Source organism: Aestuariimicrobium sp. Y1814, from assembly GCF_050113895.1.
Classification (GTDB): Bacteria; Actinomycetota; Actinomycetes; order Propionibacteriales; family Propionibacteriaceae; genus Aestuariimicrobium.
This window is the reverse complement of the sequence record NZ_JBNJRW010000003.1, coordinates 321,069-337,744: the sequence shown is the minus strand read 5'-3', so window position 1 is coordinate 337,744 and position 16,676 is coordinate 321,069. Positions and strand designations below refer to the sequence as shown.

Below are 16,676 nucleotides of genomic sequence, written 5' to 3'. Positions count from 1 at the left end.
GGTCAGGGCCAGCGGGCGGCCAGCGACATCGTGGCCAGCGCGGCGGCGATGCCGAACAACAGCGCCCAGCCGGCGTAGCGCTCGGTCACCTCGACATAGACCTTCTCGTAGCCGATGGACCTGGCGATCTGGGAGTAGGCGTCGGCCAGTTCCTTGTCATTGGCCGCCGACAGCTTACGGCCACCGGACTCCTTGGCCACATCGGAGAGCTCACGGTGGTTGACCGGCACCGGCTGGCGCACACCCTTCTCCAGGACGTAGCCGGTCGCGGTGCCGTAGGCGATGGTGTAGACCGGCACGTTCGCGGCCTTCGCATCCCGAGCGGCCTGCAGCGAGGGTCGGCCGGTGTTCGTGGCGCCGTCGGACAGCAGCACGATGGCCGCCGGGGCGATCTCGTCGGGGTTGTCGGGGTCGGGCGGCACCAGCTTGAGGGCGTCCAGCCCGGAGTAGATGCCGTCACCGATCGCGGTGGAGGGGGCCAGTTCGAGGTTGTCGATGGCCCGGCTGACCGCCCCACGGTCAGTGGTGGGCGGCACCACCAGCGACGAGGTGCCCGCGAAGGCCACCAGCGCCACGTTGAACCCGTCCGGCAACAGCTTCAGGAAGTCCTTGGCCGCGGTCTGGGCGGCCTCCATCCGGTTGGGTTCGACGTCTTCGGCCATCATCGAACGCGACACGTCGATGGCGACCACGACGGTGGCCCGCTCCCTGGGCACCTCGGTGAAGTCCTTGGGCTTCGCGTAGGCCACGATCAGGGAGACCATCGCCAACAGGGCCAGGATGACGGCCAGGTGGCGCTTCCAGGCCCGGTCGCGGGGAAGGACGAGGTCGAGCTTGGACGAACGGCGCCGCGAGGCGGGCCGCAGCGAGGCCAGGTACAGGTACAGCAGGCCGATGGCGGGCACCACCAGCAGCCACCACAGCCGCTGGGGCAACAGGAACTCAAGACTCATGAGGGCCACCTCGCTGCCATGGACACCGCTCCCAGGGCGGCCACCACCGCGAAGGCCAACGCGTAGAAGGCCCATTGGGCGGTGATCTCCACGCGAACCTCCTCGTAGCCGACCTCACCGCGGACGTCCTCGTAGACCTGGCTCAGTTCCTTGGCGCTGTCGGCCTTCCAGGCCTTGCCGCCGGTCTGGTTGGCGAGGTCCTGCATCAGCTTGAAGTCGGGGGCGACACGTTCACGCTTGCCGTCCAGGTCGACCCAGCCGGTCTCGGTGCCGTAGGCGATCGTGTACAGCTTGACGTTCTGCTCCTTGGCCTTCTGGGCCATCTGCCCCGGCGACTGGCCAGTCGTGTTCTGCCCGTCGGACAGCAGCACGATCGCACCCGGCGCGGGTGATTCGCCCTCACCGGTGGGGGCCATCGCCAACGCGTTCAGCGCCGCCTGGATGCTGTCACCGACAGCGGTGGAGTCCTGGTAGTCCAGGGTCTCGATGGCCCGCTGGGTCGCGCCCCGGTCGATGCTGGGAGGCATCCGCACCTGGGGGGTGCCCGACAGGGAGACCACCGCGACGTTGTAGCTGTCGGGCAGGGTGCCCATGAACTCGATGGCGGCCGCCTTCGCGGCGTCCAACCGGTTCGGGGACACGTCGGTGGCCTGCATCGACAACGACACATCGATCACCAGCACGATCGTCGCCCGCTCGCGGGGCACCTTGTCGATGCCCATCGGACGAGCCCAGGCCAGGGACAGCGCCAGCAGTGAGCAGACCGTCATCGCGACGGCCACGTGGCGCCGCCAGGAACTCTGCTTGGGCAACACCTTTCCGAGGATGCCGGTGTTGGTGAAGCGCATGCCCTGCTTGCTGCGCATCCGCAGGATGATCAGGTAGGCGATGACCAGCAGCGGCACGAGCACCAGCACCCACAGGCGTTGCGGGTTCTGGAACTCGGGCCAGGTGATCATCGCTACGTCGATCATCATTTGGCGACTCCCTGGGGCGGTGTGTGCAGCATGCTGGCGGTGCGTCGGTAGGACAGGACGAATCGGGCAATGTCATGGACCCAGTCGCGGTCGGTCCGCAGTTGGATGTGGCCCACACCTGCCCGACGCAAGGACACCTTCACGCGTTCCCGCTGCGCCCTGCTGGCAGCGTTCATCCGCGCCCTGGCCGCGTCGTCCGATGTGTTGACATACCGGGCGAAGTTTGACTCCGGGTCTTTGATAAGCATCTCTCCCACATCGGGAAAATCAAGCTCGCGGGCGTCGACGACCTCCACGGCGAGCACCTGGTTGCGGACCGCGAGGCGTCGCAGGGCCCGCTCCCACTCGGGTTCGACATTGGGGTCGAGCTCGGAATCGCCGGGGGTCAGGAAGTCGGAGACGACCACCCTCATGCCGCGGCGCCGCTGGGTGCGGGTCAGTTGCTCGATGCCGGCTTCCAGGGTCATGTCGCCGGGGGCGTGGTCGGGCACGATCGGTTCGTCCAGCATCTTGCGCAGCAACCCGTACAGGGCGGTGCGGCCCGAGCGGGCCGGCAGCCGGCGGATCGAGTCCTGCCGCATGATCATGCCGCCGAACCGGTCGCCCATCTTCTGGCTGAGGAAGCCGATGGTGGCGATCGCGGCGATGCCGAGGTCACGCTTGGTGATGCCCTCGGTTCCCCAGTTCATCGACGGGGTGACGTCGAGCAGCGCCCAGACCTCGAGTTCCCGGTCGGCCATGGTGTCGCGCACGTGCGGTTCGGTGGTTCTCGCGGTGACCGCCCAGTCCATCTTGCGGACGTCGTCCTGGCCCGGCTGGTAGACGCGGGCGTCGTTGGTGTCCGAGCCGGGGCCTGGCAGCAGGCCCATGTGGTCGCCGTGGAGGAAGCCCTCGAGCCGCCGGACCACGGTCAGTTCCAGTCGCCGCAGCGCGGCCTCGGGGGCCAGCTTCGACAACGGGACCGAGGGGCCCTTGGGGGGCTCGATGACCGTACGGGCCACCCCGAGGTCGGGCTTGGGCCCGAACAGTCCCCCACCCTGCTGGGGTGGCACGAACTGCGGCTGCCCCTGCGGGGGCGGTGCCTGGGCCGGACGACCCTGCGGCGGCGGCGGGCCCTGCACCGGACGTCCCTGCGGGGGCGGCGGGCCCTGGACCGGACGACCCTGGGGCGGCGGGAAGGACGGGTTGCTCATCGCGCTCCGGGTCAGTTCCGGAACTCAGGGGCGTGGCGCTGCTGGCCGTGGCTGGCCTGGCGCTGCTGCTGGTTCCACACGGGCGTGGGCGGGGGCACCATGGCCAGGATGCGTTCGACGACCTGGGTCGGCTGGATGTTGTCGGCGACCGCGTCGAAGCCGAGCACCAAGCGGTGGGCCATCACGTCCTTGGCGACGGCCTGCACGTCGGTCGGCAGCACGTAGTCACGGCCGTGGATCAACGCCAGGGCGCGGGCGGCGGCGGTCAGGCCGAGGGTGGCTCGCGGCGAGGTGCCGATCTGGATGACATTGCCCAGGTCGGGCATGCCGAACTCGGCCGGGGTGCGGGTCGCCAGCACCAGCCGCACGATGTACTCGGCGACCAGGTTGTGGACGAAGACGTTCGAGGCCAGGTCCTGCAGCTGCAGGACCCGGTCGGGGTTCAGGACCGGGTTCGCCGTGGGCGGGGTGACGCTCATCCGGCGCAGGATTTCGAACTCCTCGTTGCCGCGCGGGTAGGGCACGTCGACCTTGAGCAGGAAGCGGTCACGCTGTGCCTCGGGCAGCGGGTAGACACCCTCGGACTCCACCGGGTTCTGGGTGGCGATCACGATGAACGGCTTGGGCGCGGGATAGGTCTGGCCGGCAATCGAGACCTGCTTCTCGGCCATGATCTCGAGCATCGCCGACTGCACCTTGGCAGGGGCACGGTTGATCTCGTCCGCGAGCACGAAGTTGACGAACACCGGGCCGAGCTCGATGTCGAAGGTTTCCTTCGAGGCCGAGTAGATGCGGGTACCGACGATGTCGGAGGGCACCAGGTCGGGGGTGAACTGGACGCGGGCAAAGGAGCCGCCGACCACGGTCGCGAAGCTTCGCACCGCCAGCGTCTTCGCGACGCCGGGAACACCTTCCAGCAGGATGTGGCCCTTGGCCAGCAGCCCCACCATGAGCTGCTCGACCATGTGCTCCTGGCCGACGATGACCCGCTGCACCTGCCCGATGGCCTCGCCGATCAGCTTGGCTGCTTCCTGGGGGGTCATCGAACCCGACGACGGTACGGACGTGCTCAAAGTCAACTCCTGTGGTGTGGGTTCGCAGCCGTTCTGGCCAGAACTTGCCTGTGCGCCACGATACAGTCCCCGTGGTCACCGGCCACACAACCGCGACCTGCTTCGGTGATGTGGTGAACTAGGGGGGATGTCTGACCAGTCTGCCGCGCCCGGCCAGGGCCAGTTCCCGGGTTCACCACAGGGTGGCCCCCAGGTTTTCGCGACTCCGCTGGTGTCGGCCGACCCTCCCCGCATCGACGGCTACTGGTTGGATGCCCGGCTGGCAGCCACCCCGAGTGGGGTCGCCTACGCCGCCCATGACGACGACGGCACCTCGGTGATGCTGGTGGTGCTGGCCGCCGGCGCGGCCGGGGATGCAGCGGCCCGCGACCGGTTCGCCGGCGAGGTCAACATGATGCACCTGGACACCGTGCTCGCCCGCGGCGGACAGGGCCAGGACTCCGGTCGGCTGGCCGAGAAGTACGTCGCCGAACAGGCCCCCGCCGCGAGCCGTCCGCAGGCCCCCTGGGTGGTGCTGGCCTATGACGGCTCACCGGCCGCGGTCGCCGAGGCGAACCGGCTGCTGAGCGCGGTCGACCTGTCCCGGACGCGGCTGATCGGCGCCCCCACCGGCCCCGGCTACCAGTTGCACTGGCTCTCGAACACCAACCCCGGCACTTCGCGGCTGTGGCCGCTGCCGTGGCCTGGTCGCCACGACCGGGCCGGCTGGGTGACCACGCTGGTCTCCTGGTTGCTGGCCCTGCTGTTGGCGGCGATGGCGCTGCTGATTGCGGTGCTCGCCTTCCAGAACACCCCGCCGAGCCAGGCCCCGCCCCCCATCCCCACCGAGAACACCGAACAGTCACCCCAGTCGCCGCAGTCACCCGAGTCGTCCCAGTCCGGCTCCCCCGACTCCCAGTCGCCGTCGAGTGACGGGTCCGACGGGACGCCCTCACACTCGCCGAGCATGGACTCCCCGCAACCATCGGGGTCGGAATCCGGCGGTGGCTCCCCCAGCCCGAACCAGAGGTTGATCCTTGATCAGGGCGATCGCTAGCGACCTGGACGGCACCTTCCTTGGCGCGGACGGCCGGCCGAGTGAGCGCAATGTGGCGGCGGTGCTGCAGGCTGCCGAGCGCGGGGTGCGCACCATCTTCGCGACCGGTCGACCCTTCCGCTGGCTCGAGGTGCTGCGTCCGCTGCTGGAGGCCGACCCACTCGTCCTGGCCAGCAACGGTGCCGTGCGCTACGACCTGCACCACGGCCGGGTGATCTCGGCCGACCTGCTCGACGTCGAGTCCACCCTGGCGGTGATGAGTGACCTGCGGGCCACCGACCCGCGGCTCGTCCTCGGAGTGGAACTGCTCGAGGGCTATGCCATCGACGAGCGGTTCCCGCTCAAGGAGGAAAGTACCCACCTGCTGTTGGACCAGACCGTCGAGGCCGCGGTGGAGACCCGCTCCCCGGTCAAGCTGCTGGTGATGGGGCTGGGGGTGCCCAGCGACATCCTGGCCGCCGAGGTGACCCCGGTGATCGACGACCGGATGACCACCACCTGGTCGTTCAGCTCTGACCACGGCCTGCTCGAGGTCTCCCGGGCGGGGGTCACCAAGGGCTCCGGGTTGGCGAGCCTGCTCGACGAACTCGGCATGACCCCGGACGAGGTGGCCGCCTTCGGCGACATGCCCAATGACCTGCCCATGCTGGAGCTGGTCGGCCATCCCTTCCGGATGGACAACGCCCACCCGCTGCTGGAGCAGGCCGGGTTCCCCAGTGCCGGCGACCACGACGACTCCGGTGTCGGGCGACAGATCGAGGACCTGCTGCGTGGGGCCGGGATCACCCCGGTGGCACCCTGACCCCCCGACCTGGAGGGGACGATGCGGGTCCTGAGCTGGAACATCCTGTTCCGTCGGCGCGACGAGCGAGTGCCACTGCTGGCGGCACACATCCGCGCCAATCGACCCAGATGCGGTGTCGGTGCCCGGCATCCTCACCCGGCTGCCTTCTCGGATTCCCGGGTGCACCTGCCCAGTGAGACCGAGGAGCGCTTCTACTGGATCGTGGAAACCATCGAGGGCAATCGGGCGACGATCCTGCAGTCGAACCCCCTGGTGGCCGGCGGCACCGACGCGTATCGCCCAGGCGCCGCACAGCAGCACCCGGGCACGGCCGGGCCCCTCGACTACACCCTGGACTACATGTTCACACTCCCGGGCTGGTCGTCGGTGACAGTTGGACACTCGGGCGCCCCGTCGACGGCGGTGAGTGGCCCAGCGACCACCTGGGGGTTGCGGTGGAGGTCGACCAGCCGGCCTCCTGACCCGCCGCCAGGAATCGTGCACTCCTTGCACGGATGTAACGAATACACCTCGTCCGGGCCGATCGAGCTGCATTCCTTGCGCTGGCGCAGGGATTGCAGCCAGGCGGCCCCCTCAGCGGTCCGGGGGCGGCCGTCGACGGGAACGACGGGCCAGCACCAGCAGGGTGGAGGCGATCATTCCCGCCGAGACCACCATGCCGGTGACCAGGCGGTTGCTCATCGTCTCGAGCCGGTCCAATGAGGTGGCCAGCAGGTCCTCGGCCATGTCACCCATGGGAATCTGGTCGACCCGCTCGGAACGCAGCGAGGCGGCGATCGCGCTCACATCGGTGCGCAGGCGTTCCTTGTCGATCCGCGCCCGCGGGGGTGCCAGGTTGAGCAGCGCCGACAACAGCAGGGTGTCATTGCCGGACGCGAACGCCGCGACCAGGCGCATCAGCCGGTCCTGCTCGCGGCTGCCCAGCAGGCCGACCATGCCCCAGTCGATGAAGGTGAGCGTGCCGTCGGGGGCGACGACCACATTGCCGGCGTGCGGGTCAGCGTGGAAGGTGCCGAACTCGAAGACCATCCGCATCAGGGCGTCGAGGTAGGTGTGGGCCACGGCCGCCGGGCCCAGGCCGGCGGCGACCAGCGCGTCGGCATCGTCCAGCCGCAGGCCGCTGACCCGCTCCTGGGTCACCACCTGCGAGGTGGTCAGGGACTGCTCGATCCACGGGATGTGCACCGTGGGGTCGTCGGCGAACTTGTCGGCCATGGCGTCGCAGGCCCGCGCCTCGGTGGTCAGGTCGACCTCGGCACGCAGGCTCTTCGCGAAGACGTCGTAGACCTCGACGAAGCCGAACTCCTTGATCTGGCGGCTATGGCGTTCCAGGGTGTGCACCAGGTCGCCGAGTAGCGCCAGGTCGTCCTCGACGAGTTGGACGACGCCGGGCTTGCGCACCTTGACCACCGCGGCCCGCTCGTCGGCGAGGACGACGGGGTGCACCTGCCCGACCGAGGCCGAGCCGAGCGGCTTGTCCCCGAAGGTCGGGAACAGCGTGCCGGGGTCCTCGTCGAACTCGTCGCGGATCACCTGTTTGATCTCGTCGACCGGGGTGGTCGGCGTCGAGTCGGTCAGCGTCGCCAGCGCATCGCAGTACTCCGGGGGCAGCAGGTCGCGGCGGGTGGCCAGCACCTGGCCGAACTTGACGTAGACCGTGCCGAGTTCCTGCAGGGTCGAGACCAGCAGTTCCGGGCGCGGGTTGGAGTCCTCGGGGCCTGCGTCGACCTCGTCGCTGGGCGGCAGCAGCGTGCCGAGGCCCATCTGGCTCGCCCAGGCGCAACCCGTTGCGGCTCAGGGTGGTGGCGACCTGCCGGGAGCGGACCAGGCGACGCTTCAATACAGTCCCACTCCCGCTGGTGACAGGTCCTCATTGGCCATGGCGCCGATGCTAACCGGCCCCCCGACCCGCGGATGTGCCAGTTCCTCACCGGATCCTTCACTGGCGGCGTGCACTCTGCACTGGAACCTGCGCAACGGCGACCACGAGGGCCACGATCTGGGTGGAAGCAATCGAGCGCTGCGGGAACAGACGACCACGGGTTGAGAGGCTTGTCTCCGCGTGGAATCAGGGCAATCGTGGGGATGTCGAGCGCGAAGACGAGGCCGAAGACCCGCTGTTCGACGTGTCGAAAGAGCCAAAGAGACGCGCTCGAACACGCCTCACCGAGGAGGAAGTGGACGCTATGCGAACAGCCCACGCACAAGGTGTAAGCGTGAACGCGCTGGCTCGCCAGTTCAGAGTGCACCGGAGCACGATATGGGCGAAGACGCGGTCAAGGTGAAGATGGTTGGTCGTCACGGGCGACCCCGCCTTGGCTCCACCGTCGATCCAGAGGACGACCCGAATCTGGTGGAATGCGGCATGCCAGCAGGCATGTGGTACCTCAGCCTCCCTGGGGCTCCCGCAGGTCAGGCCCGCCAGCATCGGCGAGTTCGTCAATCACGCTGAATGCCTGGTCAGCGTCCTCGGCTACGTCTCCTTCGATGTCAGAGAACCAAGCCGAGGAATCCTCGGTCTGGAGTTGCGGGTACTTTTCGATCAGCAGACGGCGACGGTACGCGACATCAGCGGCGTCGACGATGGACTCCAACGTGGTCCAGTTGAAGGCGCCACCAACTACGATCCCGATTGCAGGGATGGCCTTCCCGAGGCCCTTCTTGGTGAGGCGGAAGCTGAAGACCTTCGCGACCTGCTGCGAGACCTTGGAGATGACTGACTCATTGAGGACTGCCCAGGTCTTGCCGCGCACGAGAGCCTGAGTGAGGCGGGAGACATCGGCCATCGCCGCGGTCTTCGCGGTCGCGGACATTGCGGTCCCGGCGTTGACGACGGACAAGATGAAAAGCTTCTCGGCAGGATCTTCGGGGTCATACCCGTAGTTCAGGGCGACTTGACCGACGACGCGCGAGGAGAGTCCAAGCACGATCGCGGCATCACCAGCGAACGCACCGACGATCGCGCCGCCTGAAGGTGCTGCCGCAACGCCCGCTGATGGAATGACGGCCAACTCGCTACCTGAGATCACAAAACCAGCGCCAGCCCCGGACAGCGCAGCGAGCGCGGGGTAGTACCAACTTGCTCCCCGCCCGCGCACCTCGTCGATTTGCTCAAGGTCCAGTCGGCGAACGTCAGCCAGCCTAGACACCTCGTGGCCGCGCTTCTTGTGCCGACCTACAACTCGCCTCGGCGAGAGCCCCGCTCGTGAGATGCGCGTGAGTGACCGCTTGGTTGCCTCAATGGCCTCGCCGCTCCAGTCGGGGAGGGCGCTGGCGGCCTTGCGGAACCCGGTGCCGATGGCCTTGGCTCCTTTGGTGGCTACCTCTTTGCCCCGCGAGACAGCCAGCTCGGCTTTGGGGTGACTTTCGAGGAACTTATCGGCGTTGTCGCCGAGCGCCGCGAACCCGTCAGCCGCCTTGTCGCCAGCCCATCGCATCCCTTGGGACAGCGGTCGTCCCTTGAACCGCTGGACGGCTTCCCATGCTTCGAGTTCGTACTCCGAGGGTCCCATGGCTTCCAGAGTAGTGGTCGGGACCGACACGAATCAGGGACCGGGCGGAGTTCGCGGTGAGTCAGATCCTCACTCTCACGGACGCGGAAGTGGACGCTATACGAACAGCCCGCCGGCAGGGAGTCAGCGCGATCGCGCCGACAAGCAGTGCGGTGTTCACCGGGGCACGGTGTGGGTGAGGACGCGCCCGTCGTGGGCGGCCTCTACTCGTGGGGCGAGTAGTCGTAGGTGTCGCGCACCGCGTGGAAGTCGGTCTCGTTCAGGTGGTGGCACCACGGCTGCTGCGTGCCAGGGAAGCGGACGCGATGAGCGCCCGACCACGAGGCAACCTCGACGTGGCACTGCGGCATGCCCCAAAGGACTTCGACGGCGGGCATGAGGTCGTTGTCCGAAGAGAACAAGATCGCGGCGTTCATGTAGCCGGACATGCCGAGGCGGATCATGTCCACGGCGATCGCGACATCGATGCCCTTCTCCGAGGCGCGTGATGCCGGGTAATCCGAGGGGTACTGAAGGTTGCGCCTGACCACAGTGACCCGATCGGAGCGTTCCCACATGGCGGCCTGTCGGTCGTTCGCTGCTGCGGCACCGGGCTGGCGTTCCGGGTTCGGACGGCCCCGGTAGACGCGAACCTCCATCAGTTCGCTCTCACGCCGTCGGCGCCCGGTGAGCAGTTCGCCGATCTTGAGCGGGAACACGTGCCCGTCGCTGGGGTCGGCGCCGAACGGGAGGAACTGGCGGCGTGCCCAGCCGTGGACGTTCTGGTAGTCCATGAAGACCACTACGCGATCCACGTCGTCGCTCATCTGTCCCTCCGTCGGGTAGAAAAATCCCCGCCAATCCCTGAGGACGGCGGGGCGTAATACGCCTAGCATACACGACGATGGGTCGGCGGTTACTCAGGAGTTCCCTCGTCGAAGTAGTCGCACTGGTCATACTCACATGTAGCAACGTCGCAACGTCCGGCCTTGTCTTCGATGCGGAGGGTCAAGTTGCCGCACCTCGGACAGCCCCAGTAGTCGCTCCAGTCACTCATCCTGACACCCTATCGGCACCGCGCGCCCGTGCTGGACCTGATGCGGTGAGCTCAAGTGAGATCGCGACGGGCTTACAGGCAGACTGGACGCCGTAGGGGTCGTCCGTGCTCAGGACTCGTTCGGACGTCCGTCCTCCCTCCGAACAACGTGGAGCGCAAGGCACTCCCCTCATCTACTGCTCTCAGTTCGGCGGCTACCGATGCCCGCGCGATGGTCGAGCGCTTCGGACAGAACTCTGGCGTGAAGGTGGAGACTCTCGAACTTTGGTTGGCCGGGGTCGTACGCCTTGCGGCTGCTGTCTCGCACAAGCGCGGTGAGCGTCCAGATCACTGAGACCATGAGGTCGTCATCAGCCAGCACTGCGTTGATGCAGTCACTTCTCGGATGAGGTACCTCGATGAGGCGCTCTCGCACCTCAGTGACGAGCTTCTCCACGACCTGCACCTTGACCGCACCGTCGCGGTGGGCGCGGCGGTCTTCGTAGGCGGCCTTACGGCAGGCGGGCGAGCAGTACAGGCGCGGCCTGCCCGTAGGCTTCACTTCTTTGAGCTTGGTTCCGCACCGTGCGCAGGTGGTCGGCAGCTCGACTCGGCGCTCAACACGTACCGTTCGGTCGCGGCGGCGCTGCTCCGCCTGCTTCCGTTCACGGAGGCGTGCGGCCTGGTTTGCGTTCATCTCGCTGAGCAGCACGAGCACGCGCTTCCGCTCCGCACGCACCGTCGAGTCGGGCTCGTCGCGATCAACCGCTGCAAGCTTCGCCAGCACGCGCTTGTTAAGCGTCGGGAGGGCCACGGTGGCTTCGAGTAGCTCGGCTTCGGTGCCGGATTCGAGTGCGGCGACCCAGCGCGCGTAGCGGCCGTTGAAGTCGGTCGCTGTGGGGTCGTAGCGTTTGGTGGCCATGTCTTACGGTACGTCGGTTTCGTCACCGACGTAAGTGGCGATTCCTCGATCTGCAAGAGGCGTGTGACCTCAAAGTGGGGGTAGGGTGGACGGGCGAAAGTGTGCATCGCGAAGGCCAGTGCACCTGTCTGTTATGCGAGGCGACGAGAGGAATCTGCGGCTGCGGGTGACGCGGCGTCATGAGCCTGACCTCGGGAAGCTGATCGAGTGGGTGCTGGGCATCGCTGAAGCCCGTTACCGCGCCTGGGTGAGCGGCGATCCCGATCCCTACGGGCTCCCACCGCCCGACGACCTGGCGTCCGCGCGCCACTGAGCTCTCCGGTTTGTCGGGGGTGCGCGAGAAGATCGACACCAAGAAGCATCCCGGCACGGAGGTCCCATCATGAGCACCGCGACACTCGACACAAAGACCTCCGAGCACGCGGCCGACGACCTCCGAGCACGCGGCCGACGCGCCCGTGCTGCTGGCGGTCTCGTACCTGCGGGTGTCGACGCGGGAGCAGGCCGAGCGCGGCGGCACCGACGAAGGGTTCTCGATCCCCGCCCAGCGTGAGGCCAACGCCCGGAAGGCTGACGAGTTGGGAGCACGGATCGTGCGCGAGTTCATCGACGCCGGAGAGTCCGCGCGCTCGGCAGACCGCGACGGTCTACAGGACATGCTGGCGTTCATCGCCGGCGCCCGTACCACCTTCTGCATTGTTCACAAGCTCGACCGGCTCGCCCGCAACCGCGCTGACGACGTGAAGATTCACGAAGCCCTCATCAACGCCGGAGTCACCCTCGTGTCGGCGACCGAGTCCATCGATCAGACGCCTTCGGGGATGCTCGTCCATGGCATCATGTCGTCCATTGCGGAGTTCTACTCCCGGAACCTCGCTACCGAGGTCACGAAGGGGCTGACGCAGAAGGTGTCTCAAGGTGGCACCCCAGGGCGCGCACCCATCGGCTACCTCAACGTGCGCCGCACCGACGAGCAGGGCCGCGAGATGCGCACGGTCGAAGTCGACCCCGAGCGCGCACCGCTCATCACCTGGGGGTTCGAACAGTACGCAGGCGGTGAGACCTCCGTGACCGCGCTGCTGCGCGACCTCACCGCTCGCGGACTGCGGTCGGTGCCGTCGCCCAAGCGTCCATCCGGGCCGCTGGGGAAGAACGCCCTCTACCGCGTGCTGACGAACCCGTACTACGCCGGAGTCATCCGCTACCGAGGTGCCCTGCATCCCGGCGCGCACGAACCCATCGTGGAGCGGGTGCTCTTCGATCAGGTGCAATCTCTGTTGAAGGCGCGCAACGCGCACGCAACCCGGCACGTTCAGCACGCCCACCACCTGAAAGGGCTACTGCATTGCGGAACCTGCGGCTCGCGGATGCTGCTGGACTTCGCCACCAACCCGCGCGGCACGACCTACGCCTACTTCGTCTGCTCCGGCCGAGCATCCAAGCGCACGGCCTGCACTCGACGGGCGGTGCCCGTCCAGGTTGCGGAACGACTCGTAGCGGACTCCTACGCCAACATCACGATCAGCGAAGACGGCTACCGCCACCTCGCCGCCGAGCTCGACACCGCGTTCGACCAGCGCGGAGCGGGACGCGATCAGGAGTTCACCGACCTGACCGCAAGCCGGGCACGCCTGGAAGCCGAGAGCGACAAGCTACTCGCCGCACACTTCGCCGACGCCATCGACCTGCCAACTCTGAAACGGCACCAAGACCGTATCCGCGCCGGACTCGCCGACATCGAGCACCGCCTCAGTGAGCACGACCAGCAACACGTCGGAGGGCGGGCATTCCTCCACGACTCGCTGCGGCTCCTCGCCGACGCTCACCACGCCTACGCCTACTCCGATGACGGGAGCAGGAGGCTCGCGAACCAAGCGTTCTACACGCGGTTAGAGATCACTGAGGACGAGCAGCTACGCCCGCGCCTCGCAGAACCGTTCGCGACCATCATTCGAGAGACGACCGGAGGCAAGGAAGCCAGACGGGAACACTCCACATCTTCCGATGTCGCGTGTTCCCGTAAGACACTCTGGGTGGGGCGTGCGGGGCTCGAACCCGCGACCCAGGGATTATGAGTGCTCAGCCTCTTACCCTTGTGCGTCACCGCTCGTCAGGCGCTGGTTTCCGATCCTTCACCGACCGAATCCCCCTCTGTCGAAAGGACCCATCGTATGACCACCTCACCCAAGACCGCCGACCGGCGTGTCATCCGCATCACGGACACCATCACCGGCCTGCAGGCGGCGTTCACCAACCCGACCGCCGGCGAGATCTCCGAACACCTCGGCCGCTGGTTTGACCAGGCTCACCCCGACGTGGTCGAGGCCGTCGACGCGCTCGCGGTCGCGGTCGTGACCCGCGTCGACACCAGCGAGCTCGAGGCGTTCCTGGCCGTCGACGTGCAGCTGGTCGAGGACCTCGAGGTCGACCAGTGACCCCGACCAACGCGGCCAGGTGGGATGCCGCGCTCACCACGATCACGCCCACCCTGGCCAGCCACTACAGCCCGGCCACCCGTGACCGGCTCCTGAAAGACCTACGCCGGTTCGCCCGTGAGGTCGACACCAGCCCCTGGCTGGTCGCTCCCGGCCACGTCGACCAGTGGCTCGAGCAGTTCACCGGCCGACAGCTGTACGTGTACCGCACCAGCTTGCGGACGTTCTACCGGTGGGCGTTGAACACTGGTCGGGTCACCTTGGACCCGACCGCGCATGTCGACGGCCGGGAGCGTCTCAAGCGGAAGGTTTCGGCCAAGTGGCACGCGAGTATCTCGGCGTGGATCGACTACCTGAGGGCGGCCAGTGCTGCGCCGGCCACGGTCCGGGTACGCCGCAAGCAGCTGCAGGTACTCGCCGCTGAGTGCCCGGTCACGGACCCGTGGCAGGTGAGTGCGGCTGACCTGGTCGAGTGGCAGGCCGGGCACCGGTGGGCCAGGGAGACCGCCCGGTCCTACCGGTCCGCGGTGACGGGGTTCTACGCCTGGGCGCTGCGGTCGGGGTTCGTGCTCGAGTCGCCGGCGGACGGCCTGCCCGTGGTCCGGCAGTCGCCGCCGATGCCCCGACCATCACCGGAGTGGGCTTACGCCAAGGCCCTCGAGGCCGCGTACCCCAGGGAAGCGCTGATGTTGCGGTTGTCGGCCGAGCTGGGCCTACGCCGCGGGGAGGTGGCCAGGGTCCACACCCGTGACGTGGTCGCCACCGAGGACGGTTGGTCGCTGGTCGTGCACGGCAAGGGCAACCGTGACCGGCTCCTGCCGCTGCCGGAATCGATCGCCGTGCAGCTGCACACCCGGGCACCCGGGCACGTGTTCGCCGGGCAGGTCGAGGGGCACCTGAGCCCGGACACGGTCGGGAAGCTGGTTTCCGCGCTGCTGCCGCCGGGCGTCACCATGCACCAGCTGCGCCACCGGTTCGCGACCAAGGCCTACGCCGTCGACCGTGACGTCCTGACCGTGCAGCAGCTCCTCGGCCACGCCTCGGCCGCGACCACACAACGCTACGTCCAACTCCCAGACCACGCCATGCGGCGACTCGTTGACCAGGTCGCCACCCATTCCCCCAGGAGCCCACAATGACCCGTCAGACGATCCCACCGTGCCCCGACTGGTGCTGCTGGCCGGCCGGCCACCCCTACGACTCGACCCTCACAGACGGCCGCTCGACTCCGGTCCGCAACCACGAGTCGGCCGAGGCCACCCTCGACCGCAGCCCCAGACCCGACCCGCGCCACCCCGACCAGCTGGCACCCCGCCAGCTCGGCGTCACCATCTCGATAGAGGAACTGGCCACCCCGGCCGGCCCACTGTCGACACCGACCCAGGTGAACATCTGCGGCCTCGATTTCTGGGACAACGGCCTTACCCCCGACGAAGCCCGCCAACTGGCCAGGCTCCTGAACCACGCAGCCGACCACGCCGAGGCGCACGGCCGGAATTCGACCGCTGACGGCTCCGGAGCCCCTGACCTGACCTGACCCCCACCCCCGCACCCAAACGGCCCAGGATCGCGATTACTCGCGTCTTCTGGGCCGTTCTGTGGTGTTTCGCGGGAGATACCGAACGGAGAGAGATATTTACCCGACGCGTGGGCTGCGGTCGGGGTCGCCCCGCCTGAAAAAACGGCCCCCTGGGCCGGACAAGCCGAGTAGCGGCCAGCTAAGCCGGATAGCGGAGCGCCAAGCCGAATAGCGCTACCAGTCTCGGGATGGGTTGAGCTTGCCTAGCTTGTTGCGGGCCTTGGATCCGGCCGAGCGGTTGCAGAACGGGTGTTCGGGTTCGACGTCGTGGGTTTCGTGGGTGCGGCTGGGGTCGGCATCGGCTGCGTGGCCGAGGTCGTATGGCTCGCCTGGTCGGATGGGCTTCTGGCATCGGCGGCAGGTCCATCCTTGGTTGTTGGCGATGATCACGTTCCAGATGGGTCGGAGTCGTCGGGTGTTGTCGCGGTTGCCCATGGTTCTTCCTGGTGTTCCTCGAGCTCGGCTGCATCGTCGTCGAGGTCGTCGAGCTCGTCGGGGGTGGTGTGGTGCGGGCGAGTTGTTGGTTGCACCAGCGCCAGGCGGCGTCGGCGGTGATGGTGGCGGCTGGGGTGGGGTTGGCGGTGAGTAGTTCGGTGATGGCGGTGAGGGTGGTGTTGGTCTCTCGGTGGCCGTGGTGGTGTGCGCAGCTGGGGCAGATCTGGTGGTTGTCGTGGAGGATGGCGCGGGGTCGGCGGGGTTGGGGTTGTCCGCACAGGGGGCAGGGTCCTGGGTGTCCGGTGCCTGCGGTGAGGTGGAGGGGCTGCGGCTCTGGGGTGTCGGTGTTGGTCAGGGTGTGGCGGAGGGCGCGGAGCTCGGCGCGGTCGGGGTTCACCACTGGTGGGCGGGGTGGCGCTTGAGGGTGAACGTGGTGTGGGTGGTGACGGTGATGGGGTGGCCGGTGTTGTAGGTGTGGCTCTCGATCGGGTCGAGGCGTCGTTGGTGGCGGCCGCTGGTCTGCCAGGTCTTGTTGCAGGTGGTGCATGTGGCGGTGATGCCGGCTGCCTTGATGCCGACCGGCTTGATCGCGCCGAAGCGGACGATGTTGCTGAAGAGGGGCAGGAGGTTTCGGCGGGTGAGGCGCTCGAGGTACTTGGTGATGAGGATGTCGTCGGGGTTCATGTCGGCTCCTTTGCGGGCTGCTGGGGTGGGAGCGATCCCCCGGTGGCCCTTGGGGGA

The 16,676-nt window shown here is 67.8% G+C and carries 17 protein-coding genes; 7 read left to right on the top strand and 10 right to left on the bottom strand.

The features are described 5' to 3' along the window. Positions 1 to 2: 2 nt before the first annotated feature. Genes ACQE3C_RS05780 through ACQE3C_RS05765 form a run of 4 tightly spaced genes read right to left on the bottom strand, consistent with a single transcriptional unit; the run spans position 3 to position 4,166 of the window. Positions 3 to 962 carry a VWA domain-containing protein gene (locus tag ACQE3C_RS05780; RefSeq protein WP_434538220.1) on the bottom strand — a complete coding sequence of 320 codons (960 nt, stop codon included), beginning with the start codon at positions 960 to 962 and terminating at the stop codon, positions 3 to 5. After that, complete coding sequence (locus ACQE3C_RS05775; RefSeq protein ID WP_434538243.1) at positions 950 to 1,927, bottom strand: VWA domain-containing protein; 978 nt, start codon at positions 1,925 to 1,927, stop codon at positions 950 to 952. The genes ACQE3C_RS05780 and ACQE3C_RS05775 overlap by 13 nt, the downstream gene beginning before the upstream one ends. Then, positions 1,927 to 3,123 (bottom strand): DUF58 domain-containing protein, encoded by a 1,197-nt coding sequence (locus ACQE3C_RS05770; RefSeq protein ID WP_434538219.1) that lies wholly within the window; start codon positions 3,121 to 3,123, stop codon positions 1,927 to 1,929. The genes ACQE3C_RS05775 and ACQE3C_RS05770 overlap by 1 nt, the downstream gene beginning before the upstream one ends. An 11-nt stretch (positions 3,124 to 3,134) precedes the next feature. Then, positions 3,135 to 4,166: an AAA family ATPase gene (locus ACQE3C_RS05765; RefSeq protein ID WP_434538242.1), complete on the bottom strand. Its 1,032-nt coding sequence runs from the start codon at positions 4,164 to 4,166 to the stop codon at positions 3,135 to 3,137. Positions 4,167 to 4,323: 157 nt separating this feature from the next. Between ACQE3C_RS05765 and ACQE3C_RS05760 the strand changes: the two genes are divergently transcribed. Continuing rightward, positions 4,324 to 5,232: a hypothetical protein gene (locus tag ACQE3C_RS05760; RefSeq protein ID WP_434538218.1), complete on the top strand. Its 909-nt coding sequence runs from the start codon at positions 4,324 to 4,326 to the stop codon at positions 5,230 to 5,232. Continuing rightward, positions 5,213 to 6,034 carry an HAD family hydrolase gene (locus ACQE3C_RS05755; RefSeq protein ID WP_434538217.1) on the top strand — a complete coding sequence of 274 codons (822 nt, stop codon included), beginning with the start codon at positions 5,213 to 5,215 and terminating at the stop codon, positions 6,032 to 6,034. The genes ACQE3C_RS05760 and ACQE3C_RS05755 overlap by 20 nt, the downstream gene beginning before the upstream one ends. 576 nt (positions 6,035 to 6,610) lie before the next feature. Here ACQE3C_RS05755 and ACQE3C_RS05750 read toward each other — a convergent pair. The 4 genes from ACQE3C_RS05750 to ACQE3C_RS05735 all read right to left on the bottom strand — a co-directional run bounded on the left by ACQE3C_RS05750 (position 6,611) and on the right by ACQE3C_RS05735 (position 11,486). Then, the gene (locus ACQE3C_RS05750; protein WP_434538216.1) at positions 6,611 to 7,801 is read right to left on the bottom strand and encodes an ABC1 kinase family protein; all 1,191 of its coding nucleotides are present in this window, start codon (positions 7,799 to 7,801) and stop codon (positions 6,611 to 6,613) included. A gap of 623 nt (positions 7,802 to 8,424) precedes the next feature. Continuing rightward, positions 8,425 to 9,549 carry an EcsC family protein gene (locus ACQE3C_RS05745; RefSeq protein ID WP_434538215.1) on the bottom strand — a complete coding sequence of 375 codons (1,125 nt, stop codon included), beginning with the start codon at positions 9,547 to 9,549 and terminating at the stop codon, positions 8,425 to 8,427. Positions 9,550 to 9,752: 203 nt separating this feature from the next. Then, the gene (locus tag ACQE3C_RS05740; protein ID WP_434538214.1) at positions 9,753 to 10,355 is read right to left on the bottom strand and encodes an NYN domain-containing protein; all 603 of its coding nucleotides are present in this window, start codon (positions 10,353 to 10,355) and stop codon (positions 9,753 to 9,755) included. Positions 10,356 to 10,754: 399 nt separating this feature from the next. Next, positions 10,755 to 11,486, bottom strand: a complete 732-nt coding sequence (locus tag ACQE3C_RS05735; protein WP_434538213.1) for a hypothetical protein — start codon at positions 11,484 to 11,486, stop codon at positions 10,755 to 10,757. A gap of 166 nt (positions 11,487 to 11,652) precedes the next feature. Here ACQE3C_RS05735 and ACQE3C_RS05730 point away from each other — a divergent pair, with 166 nt between their 5' ends. From ACQE3C_RS05730 to ACQE3C_RS05710, 5 genes are all read left to right on the top strand, one after another. After that, positions 11,653 to 11,799, top strand: a complete 147-nt coding sequence (locus ACQE3C_RS05730) for a hypothetical protein (protein ID WP_434538212.1) — start codon at positions 11,653 to 11,655, stop codon at positions 11,797 to 11,799. Positions 11,800 to 11,944: 145 nt separating this feature from the next. Further along, positions 11,945 to 13,561, top strand: coding sequence for a recombinase family protein (locus ACQE3C_RS05725; protein WP_434538211.1), 1,617 nt, complete (start codon positions 11,945 to 11,947; stop codon positions 13,559 to 13,561). A 96-nt stretch (positions 13,562 to 13,657) separates the two neighbouring features. Next, the gene (locus tag ACQE3C_RS05720; protein WP_434538210.1) at positions 13,658 to 13,921 is read left to right on the top strand and encodes a hypothetical protein; all 264 of its coding nucleotides are present in this window, start codon (positions 13,658 to 13,660) and stop codon (positions 13,919 to 13,921) included. Next, on the top strand, positions 13,918 to 15,060 hold the full coding sequence (locus ACQE3C_RS05715; RefSeq protein ID WP_434538209.1) for a tyrosine-type recombinase/integrase: 1,143 nt from the start codon (positions 13,918 to 13,920) through the stop codon (positions 15,058 to 15,060). Before ACQE3C_RS05720 ends, ACQE3C_RS05715 begins: the two co-directional genes overlap by 4 nt. Next, positions 15,057 to 15,458, top strand: a complete 402-nt coding sequence (locus ACQE3C_RS05710) for a DUF6907 domain-containing protein (RefSeq protein ID WP_434538208.1) — start codon at positions 15,057 to 15,059, stop codon at positions 15,456 to 15,458. The genes ACQE3C_RS05715 and ACQE3C_RS05710 overlap by 4 nt, the downstream gene beginning before the upstream one ends. Before the next feature lie 216 nt (positions 15,459 to 15,674). On the opposite strand, the gene ACQE3C_RS05705 is transcribed toward ACQE3C_RS05710, so the two are convergent. Continuing rightward, a complete protein-coding gene (locus tag ACQE3C_RS05705; protein ID WP_434538207.1) occupies positions 15,675 to 15,935 on the bottom strand; it encodes a hypothetical protein in 261 nt (86 codons plus the stop codon). A 393-nt stretch (positions 15,936 to 16,328) separates the two neighbouring features. After that, entirely contained in the window at positions 16,329 to 16,619 is a 291-nt protein-coding gene (locus tag ACQE3C_RS05700; RefSeq protein ID WP_434538206.1) for a hypothetical protein, read from the bottom strand. Positions 16,620 to 16,676: the final 57 nt, after the last annotated feature.